General features: G+C 75.3%; 20 protein-coding genes. 10 read left to right on the top strand and 10 right to left on the bottom strand.

The genetic code is table 11. The features are described 5' to 3' along the window. Positions 1-59 precede the first annotated feature (59 nt). The 9 genes from paaE to QMQ26_RS29045 form a co-directional block, all read right to left on the bottom strand. Positions 60-1136, bottom strand: coding sequence for a 1,2-phenylacetyl-CoA epoxidase subunit PaaE (paaE, locus tag QMQ26_RS29085; protein WP_100839648.1), 1077 nt, complete (start codon positions 1134-1136; stop codon positions 60-62). Beyond that, positions 1136-1654 carry a 1,2-phenylacetyl-CoA epoxidase subunit PaaD gene (gene paaD / locus QMQ26_RS29080; RefSeq protein WP_282203288.1) on the bottom strand — a complete coding sequence of 173 codons (519 nt, stop codon included), beginning with the start codon at positions 1652-1654 and terminating at the stop codon, positions 1136-1138. The genes paaE and paaD overlap by 1 nt, the downstream gene beginning before the upstream one ends. Further along, entirely contained in the window at positions 1648-2529 is an 882-nt protein-coding gene (paaC, locus tag QMQ26_RS29075; protein WP_282203287.1) for a 1,2-phenylacetyl-CoA epoxidase subunit PaaC, read from the bottom strand. The genes paaD and paaC overlap by 7 nt, the downstream gene beginning before the upstream one ends. A gap of 41 nt (positions 2530-2570) precedes the next feature. Beyond that, complete coding sequence (gene paaB, locus QMQ26_RS29070; RefSeq protein WP_100839651.1) at positions 2571-2864, bottom strand: 1,2-phenylacetyl-CoA epoxidase subunit PaaB; 294 nt, start codon at positions 2862-2864, stop codon at positions 2571-2573. Continuing rightward, positions 2861-3865, bottom strand: coding sequence for a 1,2-phenylacetyl-CoA epoxidase subunit PaaA (gene paaA, locus QMQ26_RS29065; protein ID WP_282203286.1), 1005 nt, complete (start codon positions 3863-3865; stop codon positions 2861-2863). The genes paaB and paaA overlap by 4 nt, the downstream gene beginning before the upstream one ends. A gap of 147 nt (positions 3866-4012) precedes the next feature. Then, on the bottom strand, positions 4013-5332 hold the full coding sequence (locus QMQ26_RS29060; RefSeq protein WP_282203285.1) for a M20 family metallopeptidase: 1320 nt from the start codon (positions 5330-5332) through the stop codon (positions 4013-4015). A 665-nt stretch (positions 5333-5997) separates the two neighbouring features. Further along, a complete protein-coding gene (locus QMQ26_RS29055; RefSeq protein WP_100839653.1) occupies positions 5998-6264 on the bottom strand; it encodes a GlsB/YeaQ/YmgE family stress response membrane protein in 267 nt (88 codons plus the stop codon). A gap of 161 nt (positions 6265-6425) precedes the next feature. Continuing rightward, a complete protein-coding gene (locus QMQ26_RS29050) occupies positions 6426-7439 on the bottom strand; it encodes a terpene synthase family protein (protein ID WP_282203284.1) in 1014 nt (337 codons plus the stop codon). 352 nt (positions 7440-7791) lie between these two features. Next, a complete protein-coding gene (locus QMQ26_RS29045; protein WP_282203283.1) occupies positions 7792-8160 on the bottom strand; it encodes a VOC family protein in 369 nt (122 codons plus the stop codon). A gap of 103 nt (positions 8161-8263) precedes the next feature. Here QMQ26_RS29045 and QMQ26_RS29040 point away from each other — a divergent pair, with 103 nt between their 5' ends. The 5 genes from QMQ26_RS29040 to QMQ26_RS29020 all read left to right on the top strand — a co-directional run bounded on the left by QMQ26_RS29040 (position 8264) and on the right by QMQ26_RS29020 (position 13433). Next, entirely contained in the window at positions 8264-8680 is a 417-nt protein-coding gene (locus QMQ26_RS29040) for a Cif family virulence factor (protein WP_282203282.1), read from the top strand. A 105-nt stretch (positions 8681-8785) separates the two neighbouring features. Continuing rightward, positions 8786-9484: a response regulator transcription factor gene (locus QMQ26_RS29035; RefSeq protein ID WP_282203281.1), complete on the top strand. Its 699-nt coding sequence runs from the start codon at positions 8786-8788 to the stop codon at positions 9482-9484. Continuing rightward, positions 9481-11004, top strand: a complete 1524-nt coding sequence (locus tag QMQ26_RS29030; protein ID WP_282203280.1) for a sensor histidine kinase — start codon at positions 9481-9483, stop codon at positions 11002-11004. The genes QMQ26_RS29035 and QMQ26_RS29030 overlap by 4 nt, the downstream gene beginning before the upstream one ends. A 183-nt stretch (positions 11005-11187) precedes the next feature. Beyond that, on the top strand, positions 11188-12252 hold the full coding sequence (locus QMQ26_RS29025; RefSeq protein ID WP_282203279.1) for a cobalamin-independent methionine synthase II family protein: 1065 nt from the start codon (positions 11188-11190) through the stop codon (positions 12250-12252). An 83-nt stretch (positions 12253-12335) separates the two neighbouring features. Then, positions 12336-13433, top strand: a complete 1098-nt coding sequence (locus QMQ26_RS29020; RefSeq protein WP_282203278.1) for a hypothetical protein — start codon at positions 12336-12338, stop codon at positions 13431-13433. Here the strand turns inward: QMQ26_RS29020 and QMQ26_RS29015 are convergent. Further along, positions 13430-13825, bottom strand: coding sequence for a winged helix-turn-helix transcriptional regulator (locus QMQ26_RS29015; protein ID WP_282203277.1), 396 nt, complete (start codon positions 13823-13825; stop codon positions 13430-13432). The two genes, QMQ26_RS29020 and QMQ26_RS29015, sit on opposite strands and share 4 nt — an antisense overlap. A 95-nt stretch (positions 13826-13920) precedes the next feature. Between QMQ26_RS29015 and QMQ26_RS29010 the strand changes: the two genes are divergently transcribed. From QMQ26_RS29010 to QMQ26_RS28990, 5 genes are all read left to right on the top strand, one after another. Then, entirely contained in the window at positions 13921-14271 is a 351-nt protein-coding gene (locus QMQ26_RS29010) for a DoxX family protein (protein WP_282203276.1), read from the top strand. A gap of 271 nt (positions 14272-14542) precedes the next feature. After that, on the top strand, positions 14543-14929 hold the full coding sequence (locus tag QMQ26_RS29005; RefSeq protein ID WP_282203275.1) for a hypothetical protein: 387 nt from the start codon (positions 14543-14545) through the stop codon (positions 14927-14929). After that, positions 14926-15174 (top strand): hypothetical protein, encoded by a 249-nt coding sequence (locus tag QMQ26_RS29000; protein WP_282203274.1) that lies wholly within the window; start codon positions 14926-14928, stop codon positions 15172-15174. Before QMQ26_RS29005 ends, QMQ26_RS29000 begins: the two co-directional genes overlap by 4 nt. Before the next feature lie 398 nt (positions 15175-15572). Then, positions 15573-16133 (top strand): cysteine dioxygenase, encoded by a 561-nt coding sequence (locus QMQ26_RS28995; protein WP_282203273.1) that lies wholly within the window; start codon positions 15573-15575, stop codon positions 16131-16133. Between the two features lie 53 nt (positions 16134-16186). Continuing rightward, positions 16187-16621, top strand: coding sequence for a rhodanese-like domain-containing protein (locus tag QMQ26_RS28990; RefSeq protein ID WP_282203272.1), 435 nt, complete (start codon positions 16187-16189; stop codon positions 16619-16621). The last annotated feature ends 88 nt before the right edge of the window (positions 16622-16709 follow it).

Raw genomic sequence — 16709 nt, 5'->3', positions numbered from 1 at the left:
CCCTGCTCGACGCGGCGGCCGACCGCGGTTGAGGCCCCGGTCCCCGCCGCGCCCGTCCCCTACCGGTCGTAGTCGACCGTCACCCGGTCGGAGACCGGTCGGGCCTGGCAGGTGAGCACGTAGCCGGCCGCCACCTCGGACTCCTCCAGCGCGAAGTTGCGCCGCATCTCGGCCTCGCCCTCGCACACCAGGGCCCGGCAGGTGCCGCAGACGCCGCCCTTGCAGGCGAACGGCAGGTCGGGGCGGGCGCGTTGGGCACCGTCCAGGATGGAGCGGTCGCGCGGCAGGGCGAGCGTGCTGGAGCGGCCGTCCAGGACGAGGGTGACCTCGCTGGCGTCGGCGTCCGGCGCGGGTTCGAGGTGCCGTTCCTCGGTGATCCCGTCGGCGGCGTCCTCGGCGTGGAACAGCTCCTGGTGCACCCGCCCGGCGGGGACGCCGAGTCCGGCCAGCAGCTGCTTCGTCCCGGTGACCATCCCGTACGGCCCGCACAGCCACCAGTGGTCGACGGCGGGGACGTCGACCAGGGCGGTCAGCAGGGCGGCGACCCGTTCGGGGTCGAGGCGGCCGCTGAGCAGTTCGGCGTCCCGGCTCTCCCGGGAGAGCACGTGGACGAGCTGGAAGCGCTCCAGGTGGCGGTCCTTGAGGTCGGCCAGCTCGTCGGCGAACATCACCGTGTCGCTGCGCCGGTTCCCGTACAGCAGGGTGACCCGGGAGTCGGGGTGGCCGGCCAGGACGGAGCCGGCGATGGAGAGCATCGGGGTGATCCCGGAGCCCGCCGCGATCAGCACGTGCTCGCCGGGTTCGGCCGGGTCGGCGGCGAACGCGCCCGCGGGGGGCAGGACGTCGACCAGTTCGCCGGTCCCGGCCTCGCCGACCAGCCAGTGCGAGAACAGGCCGCCGGGCACCTCGCGCACCGCGATCCGCAGCGGGCCGCCGACCGGGGAGCAGAGCGAGTAGGAGCGGCGCTCGTCGGCGCCGTCGACGATCCGGCGCAGCGTCAGGCTCTGGCCGGGGCGGAAGGCGAACTCCCCGGCCAGGTCGGCGGGGACGTCGAAGGTGACCGCGACGGCGTCCTCGCAGAGCCGTTCCAGGGTGCCGATCGGCAGCGGGTGGAACCGCGGGCGGCGGACGGCCATCAGATCTCCTTGATCCGGTCGAAGGGTTCGCGGCAACTGCGGCACCGCCACAGCGACTTGCAGGCGGTGGAGCCGAACCGGGACAGTTCCTCGGTGTCCTCGGACCCGCACTGCGGGCAGGCCACCGCCCGGCGGGTCGGGCCCAGCGCGAGCAGCCCGCCGGACGCGAGCGGCCCGCCGGGCCCGGGCGGCCCGCCGGGCGTCGGCGGGGCGATGCCCGCGGCGGCGAGCTTGCGGCGGCCCTCGGCGCTGATCCGGTCGCTGGACCACGGCGGGTCGATCCGCAGCCGGACCTCGACCTGCGCGAAGCCGGCGGCCCGCAGCCGGCGGGCCACGTCGGCGGCCATCTCGGCGACGGCCGGGCAGCCCGAGTAGGTGGGCGTCAGCCAGGCGGTGACCGTGCCGTCGGCCTCCTCGACCCCGGCCAGCACGCCCAGGTCGGCCAGGGTGAGCATGGGCAGTTCGGGGTCGGGCACGGCGGCGGCGACCTCCCGGGCCCGCTCCAGGGTGCTCACCACGTCGCCCCCGGGTGCGCCCGGGCCAGCACCTGGAGTTCGGCGAGCAGCGGCCCCATCGCCTCGGTGTGCACCCCGTGCCGCCCGGCCCGCCCGTTCACGTACGCCCGGCCCGCCGTCTCCGGAACGGGCAGCGTGGCCTCGGCCAACACCCCTTCCAGGACGGCCCGTACGGGTGCGCGCAGCTCCGACGGGTCGACACCGAGCCGCAGTTCGACCTCGTGCGGGGTGAACAGCTCGTCCAGCCACGGCCACAGCGCCTCCAGCGCGGCCCGCATCCGCCGGTGCGACTCCTCGGTGCCGTCGCCGAGCCGCACCGTCCAGGAGGCCGCGTACTCCCGGTGGTAGGCCAGCTCCTTTGCGCCGAGCGCCGCGACGGCCGCCAGTACCGGGTCGGCGTGGCCGGACAGCCGCCGGTACAGCTCCTCGCGGGCGGTGGCGAACAGCAGCAGCCGCACCGCGCACTGCGCGAAGTCGCCGTTCTCCAGCTCCACCAGCCGCACGTTGCGGTAGTCGGACTCCTCGCGCCAGTAGGCGAGTTCGTCCTCGCTGCGGCCGCTGCCGTCCAGCTGCCCGGCCCGGGTGAGCAGGCGGCGGGCCTGGCCGAGCAGGTCGAGGCCGAGGTTGGCGAGCGCCACCTCCTCCTCCAGCTCCGGGGCCCGGGTGATCCACTGGATCAGCCGCTGGGAGAGCACCAGCGCGTCGTCGCCGAGCATCAGGCAGTACGCGGCGAGGTCGGCCGGGTCGATCCCCTCCGGCGGCGCCGCGTCCACCCCCAGCAGCGGATCGGCGAACCCCGTGCCGTACGCCCAGCGGGCCTCGCCGTCCGGCTCCGGGCCCGCCCCGGTCAGCGAGAGGTACACGTGCTCGTCGGTCATATCGCCTTCCCTGCTCGGTTCCTGACGGACCGTCAGTTTTCTCAGATGTGCGGGACGTCCTCGGGGATCGGGTAGAACGTCGGGTGCCGGTAGACCTTGTCACCGCTCGGCGCGAAGAACGGGTCCTGCTCGTCCGGGCTGGACGCGGCGATCGCGTCCGAGCGGACCACCCACAGGCTCACCCCCTCGTTGCGCCGGGTGTACAGGTCGCGCGCCGCGAGCAGCGCCATCCGGTCGTCGGCCGCGTGCAGCGAGCCGACGTGCACGTGGTTCAGCCCGCGCCGGGGACGCACGAACACCTCGTACAGCGGCCAGGAGGCCCGTTCCCCGCTCATCCCGAACTCCCTTCCCGTGCGGCCCGCTTGGCCGCGTACGCGGTGGCCGCCTCGCGCACCCACGCGCCGTCGTCGTGGGCCGCCCGGCGCCGCTCGATCCGCTGGGCGTTGCACGGGCCGCCGCCCTTGATCACCTGCTGGAGCTCCGACCAGTCCGGCTCGCCGAAGTCCCAGCCGCCGCGCTCCTCGTTCCAGGCCAGCGCCGGGTCGGGCAGCGTCACGCCCAGGTGCTCGGCCTGCGGGACGGTCATGTCGACGAAGCGCTGGCGCAGCTCGTCGTTGCTGTGCCGCTTGATCCGCCAGGCCATCGAGCGCTCGCTGTTGGGCGAGGCCCCGTCCGGCGGCCCGAACATCATCAGCGAGGGCCACCACCAGCGGTCCACCGCGTCCTGCACCATGGCGCGCTGCGCGTCCGTCCCGGCCATCAGCGTCATCAGCAGCTCGTAGCCCTGCCGCTGGTGGAAGGACTCCTCCTTGCAGATCCGCACCATCGCCCGGGCGTACGGGCCGTAGCTGCACCGGCACAGCGGCACCTGGTTGCAGATCGCCGCGCCGTCCACCAGCCAGCCGATCACGCCGACGTCCGCGAAGGTCAGCGTCGGGTAGTTGAAGATCGAGGAGTACTTCTGCCGGCCGTCGATCAGCTTCTCGGTCAGCTCGGCGCGGTCGACCCCGAGTGTCTCCGCCGCCGCGTACAGGTACAGCCCGTGCCCGGCCTCGTCCTGGGCCTTGGCGAGCAGGATCGCCTTGCGCCGCAGCGAGGGCGCCCGGGTCAGCCAGTTGCCCTCCGGCTGCATCCCGATGATCTCCGAGTGGGCGTGCTGCGCGATCTGCCGCACCAGCGTCGCCCGGTACGCCTCCGGCATCCAGTCCCGGGGCTCCACCCGCGAATCGGCGGCCACCACCGCCTCGAACCGCGACTGCGCCGCCGCCTCCGCCGCCTCCGCCGTCGTGCTGGTCTCCACTGCCCACCTCCCGACTGACCGTTCGGTCGGTTCCATTCTGTACACAGGGACAGCACCGTGACAAGCAAGGGCGCGGAACCAGGGGGACGGCGGGGGAAGCAGGGGGGACGGCGGGGGAACCAGGGGGGACGGGGGGACGGCCGCCCGGGCCGCAGTTCCCCGCCGTCCCGTCGCCGTGCCCCGTCAGCGCTCGCGCAGGCGCGGCAGCGGCACCGCCAGGAGCGCGGCCAGCAGGGCGATGCGCGGGCCGAGCTGGTCGACCCGCAGGTGCTCGTGGCGGGCGTGCGGGCCGGCGCCGACCGCGCCGAGGCCGTCCAGGGTGGGCAGGCCGCGCGCACCGGCCAGGTTGGTGTCGCCCGCCCCGCCGGCGGGGGCGCCGTCGAGGTGCTGGCCGAGCGCGGCGGCCAGCGAGCGGACGTGGCGCAGCAGCGGGTTGCCGGTGCGTTCGGGCCAGGCGGGACGGCTGGAGAGGACCTCGGTGCGGACGTCCGCGCCGGGCCGGTTGGCGGTGAGGTGGGCGAGGGTGTCCAGGGTGCGGCGCTGGGCCTCGGCGGTGGCGAAGCGCAGGCCGAGTTCGGCCTCGGCGTGCCCGGCGATGACGTTGGCCCGGGTTCCGCCGTCGATGCGGCCGGCGTTGAGTTCGGTGCCGGGCTGGCGGGCGAGGCCGCGGACGGCGATCAGCTGGTCGACGAGCTCGTCGATCGCGGAGAGCCCCTCGGCGGCGTCGTTGCCCGCGTGGGCCTCGCGCCCAGTGACGGTGAGCCGGACCCGGGTGGAGCCGCGGCGGGCGGTCTTGAGGCGGCCGTCGGGGTGGCCGGGTTCGAGGCCGAGGACGGCGGCGGCGCCGCGCAGGTGGCGTTCGACCTGGCGGCGGCCGTCGGGGCTGCCGACCTCCTCGTCCGAGACGATCACCATCCGGACCGGGCGGTGCGGGCGCTGCCCGAGGTCGGCGAGGAGCGCGAACGCGCCTTCCAGCAGGGCGAGTCCGCCCTTCATGTCGAGGATGCCGGGGCCGGTGAGCCGTCCGTCGCGCTCCTCGACCGGCCAGTCGGCGAGGGTGCCGACCGGCCACACCGTGTCGTGGTGGCCGACCACCAGCAGGTGCGGGAGGTCCTCCTGCTGGCCGGGCCAGTCGAGGACGAGGTGGTCGCCGTGCTCGCAGCGCTGCCGGACGGCGGTGGCGCCGGTCGCCGCGTAACCGGCGGCGAGTTCTTCGGCGAGGGAGTCGAGCCGGGCGGCGTCGCCGGACGGGGACTCGATCCGGGCCAGGTCGGCGCAGCGCTTGCGGACGGCCGCGGTGAGGGTGCGGGCCCGGGCGGCGAGGGTGCGCGGGAGGCCGGGCAGGGCGGCGGTGGGGGTCACCGCCGGTGCGGCGGCGGGCGGTTCGGCGGTGTCCGCGGCGGGCGGCGCGGAGGTTCCAGCGGGGGCGGGAGCGGCCGCGGGGGCTCCGTCGGGATGCGGCTCGGCGGGGTGCGGCTCGGGGGCCACGGTATGCGGGCTCACCGTTCACCCCCGGCGGGCCGCGGGGCGCCCGGTGGTATCGGCGGGACGGGCGTCCGGCGGGTCCTGCGCGGCGTCGGGCTCGGTCGCGGTGTACGGGGCGGCCTGGGACTGGGCAACACTTCGTCCTCCTCGCTCGGTCCGCGGCTCCGGCTCGGCCCGGGGCCCGGGGACGTGGGTCTCCGTTCCTCGGCGCGGACGGGCACCGGGGCAGGGGACCTGAGCGAGCCTAGAAGATCGGTTCGGCTCCCTGCGAGGTGGCCTGCCGCTCGGCGCGCCGCGACGGGTCGGGGGGCGCGCGCCCGGCGGACGGAATCTACCGGGGCGCGCGCACCGCTCCGGGCCTGGTGCGGCGAGCGGGACGCGGTCTTCCGAGTGCGTCCTGCTCCCACCTTGGACCCACGGGGGCGGTTCGGCAGCACGAATCGCCCACGATCGAGCGAACCCCGCCCGATGGGTGACCGCGGATCAGCCTTTGGTACCGGTCGGACGGCCCCGCCTGCGGGCGCCCCGGGCGTCCCGGGTGGCCCGGGCACCCCGGGCGTCCCGGGCGGCCACGGCGCTCACGGCGGGACGTGGCCGGACGTGGCTGAACGTGGCCGGACGCGCCGGAGCCCCTGCCGCCGCGCCGAGCGGACAGGGGCGCCGGTCAGCCGTGGACGGCCCGGTCAGTCGCGGGACCTGCCGAACACCAGGCGGTAGGCGATCAGCAGGACGAGGGCGCCCGCGATCGCGGAGATCCAGGTCGGCAGGTCGAAGAAGTGCACGTTCACGGACCTGTGCAGGAGCTTCGAGGAGAGCCAGCCGCCGATGAAGGAACCGGCGATGCCGATCAGGGTGGTGACGATGATGCCGCCCGGGTCCTTGCCGGGCAGCAGGAGCTTCGCGACGGCTCCCGCGAGGAGCCCGAGGATGATCCAGCTGACGATTCCCATGTCCGTTCTCCTGCCCCCGCGCCGTGACGGGCAACCACCCGCGCCCGTTCACCGGGAGGGACGCGCGCCCGCCACCGCGCGGTTCCGGCCACCCGCGCACGGACGGACGGGAGCGGGGGCGGACGGGAGCGGGGGCGGACGGGAGCGGGGGCGGACGGGGCTCAGCGGGCCCGGGGCAGCGGCACCGCCTCGGGGCGGTAGCGGACGGTGGTGGCCATCCAGTGCAGCAGCGCGTGCGCGAACCGGACCAGCGCCCGGACGTAGCAGCGCACCGGCGGCGGCCAGTGGGAGCCCCGGGCGATGCCCTCGGCCAGGAACTCCAGGGTGGTGAGTTCGGCCCCGCAGAGCGCGGCCACCTGGGCGGCCGCGGCGGCCTGCGGCAGCCGCTCGTGCACCTCCAGCGCGGACAGCAGGTTGTTGCCGTGGCCGGTGGCGGTCTCGGTCCGGTACGAGCAGAGGTCGTTGGCCCAGCCGACCAGGTGGTCGAACCGGTTGCGCAGGTCGACGAGTTGGGGATGGTGGTGGAACTGCTCGGGCAGGTCGAGGCGGTGCGCCAGCTCGACCGTGCCGGCCGCGCAGCGGGTGGCGCCGCCCCGGTCGCGGTGGGAGAGGTACTGCGGCACGGTGGGGGTGGCGCCGCGCAGCCGCAGGAATTCGAGCGAACTCTCCAGGTAGCAGCGGAAGTCGGCGGTCTGACGGGCCCGCCAGGCCGGTCCGGTGAGGGCGACGCTGTCCTGCCAGAGGGTGCGGAAGGCCCGGGCCAGGACGGTCCGCGGGGCGGGCGCGGCGGCGTCGGGGGCGAGTTCCGGGGCGAGCAGGGCGGCGAGTTCACGGACGGTGCGGTCGGCCTCGTCGGACGGGTCGCCGAGCCAGTGCCGGTCGAAGTGGTCGTCGAGAATCCAGCCGAGCAGCAGCCACTGGGTGGCGGTCCGCAGCCCCGGCCCGGCCGGGAGGTCGCCCCAGCAGCGGGACGCCAGCTCCAAGTGTCCCTGCTCCAACAGGCGTTGGGTGCCCTCGTGGTCGAGCAGGCCGGTGCCGGCCAGCCAGTGCGCGAGTTCTTCGCGCAGCGCGTCGGCGTACGGGTGCGGCGCGGGGGACGGAATCCGGTCGAGCAGCGCGCCCAGTGGCCCGGCGGACGGCCCGACCGGGAGGCGCTGCGCGGTGGCTCGGCTCATGGCGGAATCCTCCGGTCCGTTCGCGTGCGTGGGCACCGCGCCCGGGAACGCCGGACACGGGCGGGGCCGACCGCGGACACGCCCGGATCGACGGGTCGCCGGAGGACGCGCCCCGCCCGACCGCCCGGGACGCACGTCAACTTCCCGCCGGAGCACGCGTCAACCGCCCACCAGGACGGACCGGCCGCCGACGGCACGAGTCTGCTGGAACCCCAGGTCCGGACGGCGCAGAACCGTCGGCCGTTCCCTCTCCCGGCGGATACCACCGCTCATCCGATGATGTGCCCGCCAGCGCCCACCGGGCAGCCGCGCAGCCCGCTCACCGCGCACCGCCCCGCCCGCCGCCGGGGCGTCAGGCCGCGCGTTCGGCCGCGCTGCGTTCGACGCAGAACTCGTTTCCCTCGATGTCGGCCAGCACCACCCAACCCGTGCCGTCCGGGCGCCGCTGGTCGTCCACCTGTACCGCGCCCAGCGCGATCAGCCGCTCGACCTCCTCGTCCCTGGTCCGTCCCTGCGGCTGGAGGTCGAAGTGAATCCGGTTCTTCCCCGCCTTGCCCTCCGGCACGGTCACGAACAGCAGCCCGGCGCCCTCGATCAGCGCCTGCGGGTCTCCCGGGAAGTCGTCCTCGTGCAGCGGCTGCCCCAGCACCTCCGACCAGAACGAGGCGAGGCGGTACGGGTCGAGGCTGTCAATGGTCACGTGCCTGATCACGGAAGTCATGACCCGGATTCTCGACCGCCGGGGTGGGACCGGCAACCCGATTCCCGCCCGGCCCTCCGGCCCGCGCGGCGGGGGCGCGGGGTGCGGTGTTACGGTGCGGTCCATGTCCGAGGGCGTCTCCACCGTCAAGGCCGAACTCGACCGGCTGACCGCCGAGTTCTTCGGCGCGTTCGACAACCGGGACGGCGGGGCCGCCGACGTCGGGCGGTTGCGGCGGCTGATGCTGCCCGGCGGGGTGATCGTGGTGACGGCGCCCCGCTACGTCGTGTACGGCGTCGAGGAGTTCATCGCTCCGCGCGAACTGCTGCTCTCCGAAGGGCAGTTGACCGACTTCCACGAGTGGGAGGTCGACGAGCGCACCGAGATCGCCGACGGCGTGGCCTGCCGGATCGGCAGCTACCGCAAGTCCGGCCTGCTGAACGGCGAACCGTACGTCGGCGGCGGCACCAAGACCTTCCAGTTCGCCCGCACCCCGGACGGCTGGCGCATCACCGCCTTCTCCTGGCACGACGAGCCGTAACCGCCCACCGACCGCCGCCCACCCACTACCACCCGCCGACCACCGGGACCCCTCCCCTCCTCCGCGCGGTCTCCTGTGCGACAGTCGGCGGTGGAGGTGGGGCGAGTGGCCGGGCGGGTGCTGGTGGTGGACGACGACGCGGCGATCCGGCGGAGCCTGGAGCGCGGGCTGCGGCTGAGCGGGTTCCGGGTCTCGACGGCGGCGGACGGCGCCGGCGCGTTGGCGGCGGTGGCCGAGGAGCCGCCGGACGTGCTGGTGCTGGACGTGGGGATGCCGGGGCTGTCGGGGACGGAGGTGTGCCGGACGCTGCGGGCGCGGGCGGACGACACCCCGGTGCTGATGCTCTCCGCGCTGGACGAGCTCGCCGACCGGGTGGCCGGGTTGCAGGCGGGCGCGGACGACTACCTGGTGAAGCCGTTCGCGCTGGAGGAGCTGGTGCTGCGGCTGCACGCGCTGCTGCGCCGCCGCCCGCCGCAGTCCGCGGACCTGATCCGGGTCGGGCCGCTGCGGATGCACCCGGAGACCCGCCAGGCGTTCTGGGCGGAGAGCGAACTCCGGCTGACCAGGCGGGAGTTCGAGCTGCTCGCCCAACTCGCCCGGAACGCCGGACTGGTGCTCTCCCGGGAGGTGCTGCTGGACCGGGTCTGGGGCTACGACTTCGAGGTGCGCAGCGACGCCGTGGACACCTTCGTCTCGTACCTGCGGCGGAAGTTGGAGGCCGACGGCCGCCCCCGGGTGCTGCACACGGTGCGCGGGGTGGGCTTCGTGCTGCGGGCGCCGGACGAGGGCGGGGCGGGACGGTGAGGCTGTCGACCAGGATCGCGCTCGGGGCGGCCGTGCTGGTGCCGCTGCTGGTGGCGGCGGCCGGGCTGCTGCTGCTGCCGCTGGTCGGGGCGGACCTGCACCGCCGCCAGGACGACCGGTTGGGCGCCCGGGCGGCGGCCGTCCTGCCGAACGTCCGGGCGCTGCTCGCGGCCGACAGCCGGAACCGCCCGAAGGTCGAGCAGAACCAGCAGCGCAAGCTGCTGGACGCGGCGCTGGACGCGGGCGTGCGGGTGGTCGCCGCCGACGGCACGGTGCTGCTCTCGGCGGGCTCGCAGCCGGACGACCCGGCGCGGCTCCCGGCCGCCCCGAGCGGGGGCGCGGTGACGGTCCGCCAGGGCGGATCGGCCTGGCGGGTGCTGGCGGTGCAGGTGGGCGGCGGGAGCACCGCCGGGACGCTGTGGGTGCTGGCCCCGGCCGGGGAGCCCGCGGACGAGCTGCGGGCGGTTCGGCGGCGCGTGCTGCTGGTGGCACTGGTCGCGGCGCCGCTCTCGGGGCTGATCGGGTTCGGGCTGGCCGAGCGGGCCACCCTGCCGCTGCGCCGGCTGGGCCGCCGGGCGGCCGTCCTGGACCCGCGGGCAGGGCACGCGGCGTTCGCGCACGCCCGGACGGGCACCGCCGAGGTCGACGAACTCTCCTCCGCGATCGCCCTGTTGCTGTCCCGGTACGACGAGCAGGCGGACCGCACCGCGCAGGCCCTGGACACCGCCCGGTCGTTCTCCTCGGCGGCCTCGCACGAGCTGCGCACCCCGCTGATGAGCCTGCGCACCAACCTGGACGTGCTGGTCGCGCACCCGGACCTCCCGGCGGGCGAACGGGCCGAGGTACTGGCCGAGTTGCAGCAGGACCACGCCCGGATGCTGGACCTGCTGAGCGCGCTGTCGGCCCTGGCCCGGGGCGATCTGGTGGAGCTCTCCGCGTTCGGGCCGGTCGACCTCGCGGAGCTGGTGGACACCGCGGTCGCCGAGGCCGCCCGTCGCCACCCGGACACCGCCTTCCGGATCGGCGAAATCCCCTCCGAGGTACGGGTGTTCGGCTGGGACGCGGGGCTGCGCATCCTGCTCGCCAACCTGCTGGGCAACGCCGCCGTGCACGGCCGCGCCGCCGCGCACGGCCGTGGGGCCAGCCGGAACGACGCCCCGGGCACCAGCCCGGACGCCGCCCCGGACGCCGACCGCACCGCCGAGGTGACCGTCCGGCTGCGCGTCGGGGACGGCACCGTCCGGCTCACCGTGGACGACACCGGGCCGGGCATCCCGCTCGCCGAACGCGCCGCCGTCTTCCACCGCTTCCACCGCCGCCCGGACAGCCCGGGGTCCGGTCTCGGCCTGACCCTGGTCGCCCAGCAGGCCGCGCTGCACCGCGGATCGGTCCTGGCCACCGACCGGCCGGACCGCCCCGGCTGCCGCCTGGAGGTCCGCCTGCCGCTGCTCGTCCCGGACGCGCCGACCGTGCGGCTCCCCTCCCTCCGCGACTGGCTGAGCGACCGCGAACGACACTGAGGACGGAACCGAGGACGGAACCTCCGGGCCGGGCCGGGCCGCCTGCCCACTCCCCCGGTCCGGCAATCTCGCTCGATACGGTGAAGCAGCGTCACATTCCTTCCTCAGCAGCGCACTTGGGACGCTCACGCGCCTCGCGCGCCCCCTTGTGCCGGTCCGCGCGGGCTTCCTAAGGTCCGGATCATGACCATTCCCACCGAGGCGATCGGTTCCCTTCCGCGCCCGCGCACCCTGCTGAACGCCCTCACCGACCATGCCGCCGGCCGGATCGACGACGCCGAACTGGCCAAGCACCAGGAGGCCGCGACCGCCGACACCCTCGCCCGGCTGGCCGAACTGGGGAGCCCGGTCCTGGTCGACGGCGAGCAGGCCAAGCCCAGCTTCCTCACCTACCCGGTGGCCGGCCTCGACTCGCTCGCGCCCGGTGGTGCGATCATCCCGTTCGCGGACGGCCACACCCGCGAACTGCCCGTCCTGACCGCCGGCCCGTTCCGCTACCGGGTGCGGGCCGCCGAGTACCTGCGCGAGGCCCGCCGGCACACCCGGCTGCCGGTGAAGCAGGCGGTGATCGCCCCGTCCGCGCTCAGCCTGCTCTACCCGGCGGACGGCATCGACGGCTACCCGCGCGAGGACTTCCTGCGGGACTTGGCCGACGAGGCCGAGGCCGACATCCGCGGCTGCCTGGAGGGCGGGGCGCACGCCGTCCAACTCGACTTCACCGAGGCCCGGCTGTCGCTCAAGCTCGACCCCAGCGGCGGCCTGCTGAAGGACTTCGTCGCCCTCAACAACCGGGTGCTGGAACGCTTCACCGAGGCCGAGCGGGCCCGGATCGGCGTGCACACCTGCCCCGGCGGGGACCGGGACTCCACCCACAGCCTGGACGTCGACTACGCCGAACTGCTGCCCACCCTCTTCCAGTTGGAGGTCGGCAACTTCTACGTCCAGCTCGCCGGGGAGGCCGACCCGGAGCGGGTGCTGGGCGTCATCGCCGCGCACCTCCGCCCGGGCGTCCGGGTGTTCGTCGGCGTGACCGACCCGATCGACCCCCGGGTGGAGACCCCGGAGGAGGTCCGCGACCGGGTCCTGACCGCCGCCCGCCACCTCCCGGTGGACCAGCTCGGCACCTGCGACGACTGCGGCTTCGCCCCGTTCGCCGACGACACCTCCACCTCCCGCGAGACCGCCTTCGCCAAGATCGACGCCCGGCTCAAGGGCACCGCGCTGGCCGCCGAGGCGCTCGGCCGGTAGGTCCGCCCCCTGTCGCCGCCGAGCCGTACCCGCCGGACCACCCGGCCGGACCGGCCGCCGGGGGCGGGTGGCAGGATGCCCGGATGGAGCAGATCCTCGCGGCCGCCGCCCGCCTGCTGGGCAGCGGCCTGTCCGACCCCGTCGACCTGGGCGGCAGCCGCCGGACCACCGTGCTGCGCTGCCGCACCGAGGACGGCGGCTCGGTCATCGTCAAGGCGTACCCCGGCGGCCCGGACGCGCTGCGCAGCTTCACCTCCGAGGCAGCCGGGCTCACCCTCGGGGTGGCCGGTCCGCCGCTGCTCGCGGTCGACCCCGAGGTGCCGCTGCTGGTGCTGGGCGACCTCGGCCCCGCGCCCACCCTCGCCGACGTGCTGCTCGGCACCGACCCGCGGGCCGCCGAGGCGGGCCTGCTCGCCTGGGCCCGCGGGCTGGGCGGGCTGGCCGCCCGGGCCGTCGGCCGCGAACCCGAACTCGCCGCGCTGTGGCGGAAGTTCGACGTCGGAGTGCCGACCTGGGCGGAACAGCCCTGGATCGCGGAGAACGCCGCCCGCTTCCCCGAGGTGCTCGCCGCGGCCGGGGTCCCCGCCCCCGCGGGGCTGGCGGCGGAACTGGCCGTGATCGGCGCCGTCGGCGGCCCGGAGTACCTGGGGTTCACCCCCGGCGACACCTGCCCCGACAACAACCTGCTCACCCCGGACGGCCTGCGGCTGCTCGACTTCGAGGCCGCCTGCTTCCAGTCGGTCTTCCTCACCGCCGCCTACTGCCGGATGCCGTTCTCCTCCTGCTGGTGCGTCTTCACCCTGCCGCCCGAGCTGGCCCGGCGGGTCGAGGCCGCCTACCGGGCCGAGGTCGTCCCGGTCCACCCGGCGCTGGCGGACGACGCCCGCTGGGAGGCCGGCATGCGCGACGCCACCGCCGTGTGGACCGTCGACGCCACCGTCCGCCTGCTGCCCCGCACCGCCGAGGACGCCCCCCTGCACCCCACCCGCCGCCCGGTCCCGACCCGCCGCCAACTCCTGCGCCACCGCTGGCAGTCCGCCACCCGCCTGGACGGCCTCCCCGCCCTCACCGGGACCTTCGAACGGCTGCTGCGGCAGACCGCCGACACCTGGCCGGTCGAACCCCTGCCCGGCTACCCCGCCTTCCGCCCCCAGGCCCCCGCCGAGATGCCTGTCGCCTAGCGCTCCAGCCGCAGTCCTTGATCACTGGCCCTGGCCGCCTCGGCTGCCTCCCGGAAGGTGACGACCGCCTCGCCGTTCTCCCGCGCCCATGCGGTGAGCATCCTGATGGGCTCCTCCAGGGTTCGCCCGAGAGCGGTCAGGCCGTACTCCACGCGCGGCGGCGCCTCGGCGTACGCGTGCCGCTCGACGAGCCCGTTGGCCTGGAGCCGGCGCAACGTCTGGGTCAGCACCTTGCGCGAAATGCCACCGCTCAGCTCGACCAACTCGCCGTGGCGCAACGGGCCTTCGGTCAGCGCGAAGAGCGTGACCATGGACCACTTGCTGGCGATGATCTCCATGGCCAGGAGAGCGGGGCAGTCGGCGAGGAAGGCGATTCCGGGTCGCAGGCTCATGCCCCGAAGGTTACCTGGAGGTACCTGGTGGCCGCCTATCGTCGTCGAGGTGCGCACGCCCCTTACTCGCCTCTCGCACGATTGAGGTCTCAGCCATGTTCGTCTCGCTCGCCGTCGTCACCGTGTTCATGTCGGCGCTCCTCCTGGTATCGGCCGGGGCCAAGTCCCTGCGGACGCGGCACATCACCGAGCAGATGTCGACCCTCGGAGTGCCGAAGCGCATGATGGCTCTCCTGATCGGCGCTCAGATCGCGGGCGCGGCCGGCGTGATCGCCGGACTCCGGTGGGGACCCGTCGGAATCGCCGCCGCGATCGGCCTGACGCTCTACTTCGCCGGGGCGGTCGCCTTCCACCTGCGCGTCGGCGACCGCAAGGGCGCGTCTCCGGCGGTGGTCCTCACCGCGGCCTCCGTCGCCCTGATCGTGCTGCGTGCCGCCACCCTCTGACAGCGGACGGCCGGTCCGACGTCGGCCTCGACCGGGCCGGGTGAGGTCGGCCTCCGGCGAGGACGGCCACCGTCGATCACCGCGAGCCGTGTCGACGAACGGAGACCAGCCGGTGGCCGCGGGCCGGAGCGTGGATTCTGCTCGGACGTCCGCCGGGCCGGTACCCGCTCACTCGTCCCCCTGTTCCACAGGGTTTCCACAAGAAGGGCCCCTACCGTCGGTCGGGTCCGGCCGGGCAGCCGGTCGGAGTCCGGAACGGAAGGGGACGACCATGCGGATCGACCGGGCGGCGGCGGCCGCTGTCGGGGTACTGGCGCTGGCGGGCGGCCTGCTCGCGGCGGGGCCCGCGCAGGCGGCGACCGGGGCGCCGAAGTCGGACGGGGCGAAGGCGGTGTGCAAGCGGCTGCCGAAGACCCAGGAGCGGGTCGACAAGGCGCTGACCCGACTGAACGGGGACGCCACCGTCGTGGGGTCGGTGGCCCGGCTCCAGCAGCGGGTGGACGACGCCCACAAGGCGGGGCACGCCGAGATCGAGAAGTACCTGAACGACCGGCTGACCTTCCGCCGCGGCCTGCTGCCGACGCTCCAGACCCGCAAGGCGGACCTCGGCCCGGTGGCCGACTGGTGCGCGAAGAACGCCCCGGCGGCCAAGAAGTGACCCGTCGGCCCGCCGCCGGGCGAGCGGCCCTGGCGGCGCTGGCGCTGGCCTCGGCCGCCCTGCTGTCGGCCTGCGGCCCGACCTCCGGCGGGCCGTCCGGGGGCGCCGGGCCCGACGACGCGCAGCAGGTCCAGCAGATGCAGCAGAAGGTGGACGCCGCGGACAGCGCCGCCGCCCAGGCCGAATCCGACGCCGCCCGGCCCGACACGGACACCGGCACCGACACCGGCGGCACCGGCGGCTGAGGGCGCGGCGCGCCCCCGACAGCCCCGACGGCCCGTGCTCTCCCCGGAGCGCGGGCCGTCGGCCTGTCCGGCCACCGGGACGGAAACGTCCGGGATGCGATCATGAGCGTGGCGGAACTTGACGCGCTGCCGCCGGGTCGTGAAGCATCAGCGGCATGAACTCCGGCACCTTCCTGGTCTGCCGCCTGCACGTCGATCTGCGACGCCAGGCGAGCGACATGTGTGCCTGTTGACGCTCACCGCGTAACCTCCGCGCCTGCCCTGTGAGTTGACCCAGGGTTCCGCGCCCCCGCTGCCAGACACCCCCTTTCCCCCCGCTGTCCGCGTCTCCCCGCCCGTGCCCCGGCACGGGTGTCGGCGCCGTCGACGGCCGCCCCGGCACACTCCGGAGGAATCCCATGAGCACCGGCCTCGTCGCCACCCCCGAAACCGCCCCCGCCGTCCCCGCCACCACCACCGCCGCCGTCCCCGCCGACGGTGCTGGCGGTGCCACGCCCGCCCGCCCCCCGCTGTCCCCGAACGCGCTGCGCCGGATCGTCCGCGACCTGGCCGAGCGGCCCGAGCGCTGGCTGCACCGGGTGCGGCTGTCCGCGGAGGAGCGCTGGTACGAGCGGCTGGAGCTGGCGGAGGACTACGAGGTGTGGCTGATCAGCTGGCTGCCGGGGCAGTCCACCGGGTTCCACGACCACGGCGGCTCGCGCGGGGCGTTCACGGTGGCGCTGGGCGAGCTGGAGGAACTGGCGCTGGCCGGGCCGGAGCACGGGCTGACCGTGCGCCGGCTGCCGTCGGGCAGCGAGCGGGCGTTCGGGCCGCAGTACCTGCACGACGTCCGCAACACCGCGCAGGGCCCGGCGGTGACGCTGCACGCGTACTCGCCGCCGCTGAACGAGATGTCGCACTACCAGTTGCGGGTCAACGGCCTGGTGAAGACCTCCACGGAGGAGGCGGCGCAGTGGTGACGGACGGAGCGGCAGTGGCAGCGATAGTGGCGGACGGAACGGACGGAGCAGCGGTGACGGACGGAGCGGCGGCGGCAGCGGGCGGCCCGGTGACGCGGACGGTGGACCAGCTGGTGGCGGCGGCCCGCGCGGGCCTGGACCGGCCGGACCCGGCCCGGGCCTGGGCCGAGGTGACCGACGGGGCGCGGCTGGTGGACATCCGCCCGGCGGCGCAGCGGGCCCGCGAGGGGGAGATCCCGGGGGCGCTGGTGATCGAGCGGAACGTGCTGGAGTGGCGGCTGGACCCGACCGGCAGCCACCGCATCCCGGAGGCGGTGGACCACGGGGTGCGCTGGATCGTGGTCTGCTCGGAGGGGTACGCGTCCTCGCTGGCGGCGGCCTCGCTCCAGGAGCTGGGGCTGTACCGGGCGACCGACCTGGACGGCGGGTTCGTGGCCTGGGCGGCGGCCGGGCTGCCCACCCGTTCGGTTGATCAAGGTTTGCGGTGATGCCACCGCGGGAAGCCGGACAGGCGACGCATTCAGACCATTGTTCGATACCTGTGCCGGCCGTGCGCGCCGGGCACAGCGCCGTTCC

This window comes from Kitasatospora fiedleri, assembly GCF_948472415.1.
In the GTDB taxonomy this organism is placed as follows: domain Bacteria; phylum Actinomycetota; class Actinomycetes; order Streptomycetales; family Streptomycetaceae; genus Kitasatospora; species Kitasatospora fiedleri.
Note: the sequence above shows the minus strand (reverse complement) of the source record. Positions and strands in the feature narration are given on the sequence as shown.

What these genes read in the sequence shown, in the direction of transcription:
- QMQ26_RS29020 (WP_282203278.1), top strand. Translation starts at nt 12,336, where the DNA reads ATGGAGCAGATCCTCGCGGCCGCCGCCCGCCTGCTGGGCAGCGGCCTG.
- paaA (WP_282203286.1), bottom strand. Translation starts at nt 3,865, where the DNA reads ATGGAACCGACCGAACGGTCAGTCGGGAGGTGGGCAGTGGAGACCAGC.
- QMQ26_RS29015 (WP_282203277.1), bottom strand. Translation starts at nt 13,825, where the DNA reads ATGAGCCTGCGACCCGGAATCGCCTTCCTCGCCGACTGCCCCGCTCTC.
- paaC (WP_282203287.1), bottom strand. Translation starts at nt 2,529, where the DNA reads ATGACCGACGAGCACGTGTACCTCTCGCTGACCGGGGCGGGCCCGGAG.
- QMQ26_RS29045 (WP_282203283.1), bottom strand. Translation starts at nt 8,160, where the DNA reads ATGACTTCCGTGATCAGGCACGTGACCATTGACAGCCTCGACCCGTAC.
- QMQ26_RS29055 (WP_100839653.1), bottom strand. Translation starts at nt 6,264, where the DNA reads ATGGGAATCGTCAGCTGGATCATCCTCGGGCTCCTCGCGGGAGCCGTC.
- paaE (WP_100839648.1), bottom strand. Translation starts at nt 1,136, where the DNA reads ATGGCCGTCCGCCGCCCGCGGTTCCACCCGCTGCCGATCGGCACCCTG.
- paaB (WP_100839651.1), bottom strand. Translation starts at nt 2,864, where the DNA reads ATGAGCGGGGAACGGGCCTCCTGGCCGCTGTACGAGGTGTTCGTGCGT.
- QMQ26_RS29010 (WP_282203276.1), top strand. Translation starts at nt 13,921, where the DNA reads ATGTTCGTCTCGCTCGCCGTCGTCACCGTGTTCATGTCGGCGCTCCTC.
- QMQ26_RS29025 (WP_282203279.1), top strand. Translation starts at nt 11,188, where the DNA reads ATGACCATTCCCACCGAGGCGATCGGTTCCCTTCCGCGCCCGCGCACC.
- QMQ26_RS29050 (WP_282203284.1), bottom strand. Translation starts at nt 7,439, where the DNA reads ATGAGCCGAGCCACCGCGCAGCGCCTCCCGGTCGGGCCGTCCGCCGGG.
- QMQ26_RS29005 (WP_282203275.1), top strand. Translation starts at nt 14,543, where the DNA reads ATGCGGATCGACCGGGCGGCGGCGGCCGCTGTCGGGGTACTGGCGCTG.
- QMQ26_RS29040 (WP_282203282.1), top strand. Translation starts at nt 8,264, where the DNA reads ATGTCCGAGGGCGTCTCCACCGTCAAGGCCGAACTCGACCGGCTGACC.
- QMQ26_RS28995 (WP_282203273.1), top strand. Translation starts at nt 15,573, where the DNA reads ATGAGCACCGGCCTCGTCGCCACCCCCGAAACCGCCCCCGCCGTCCCC.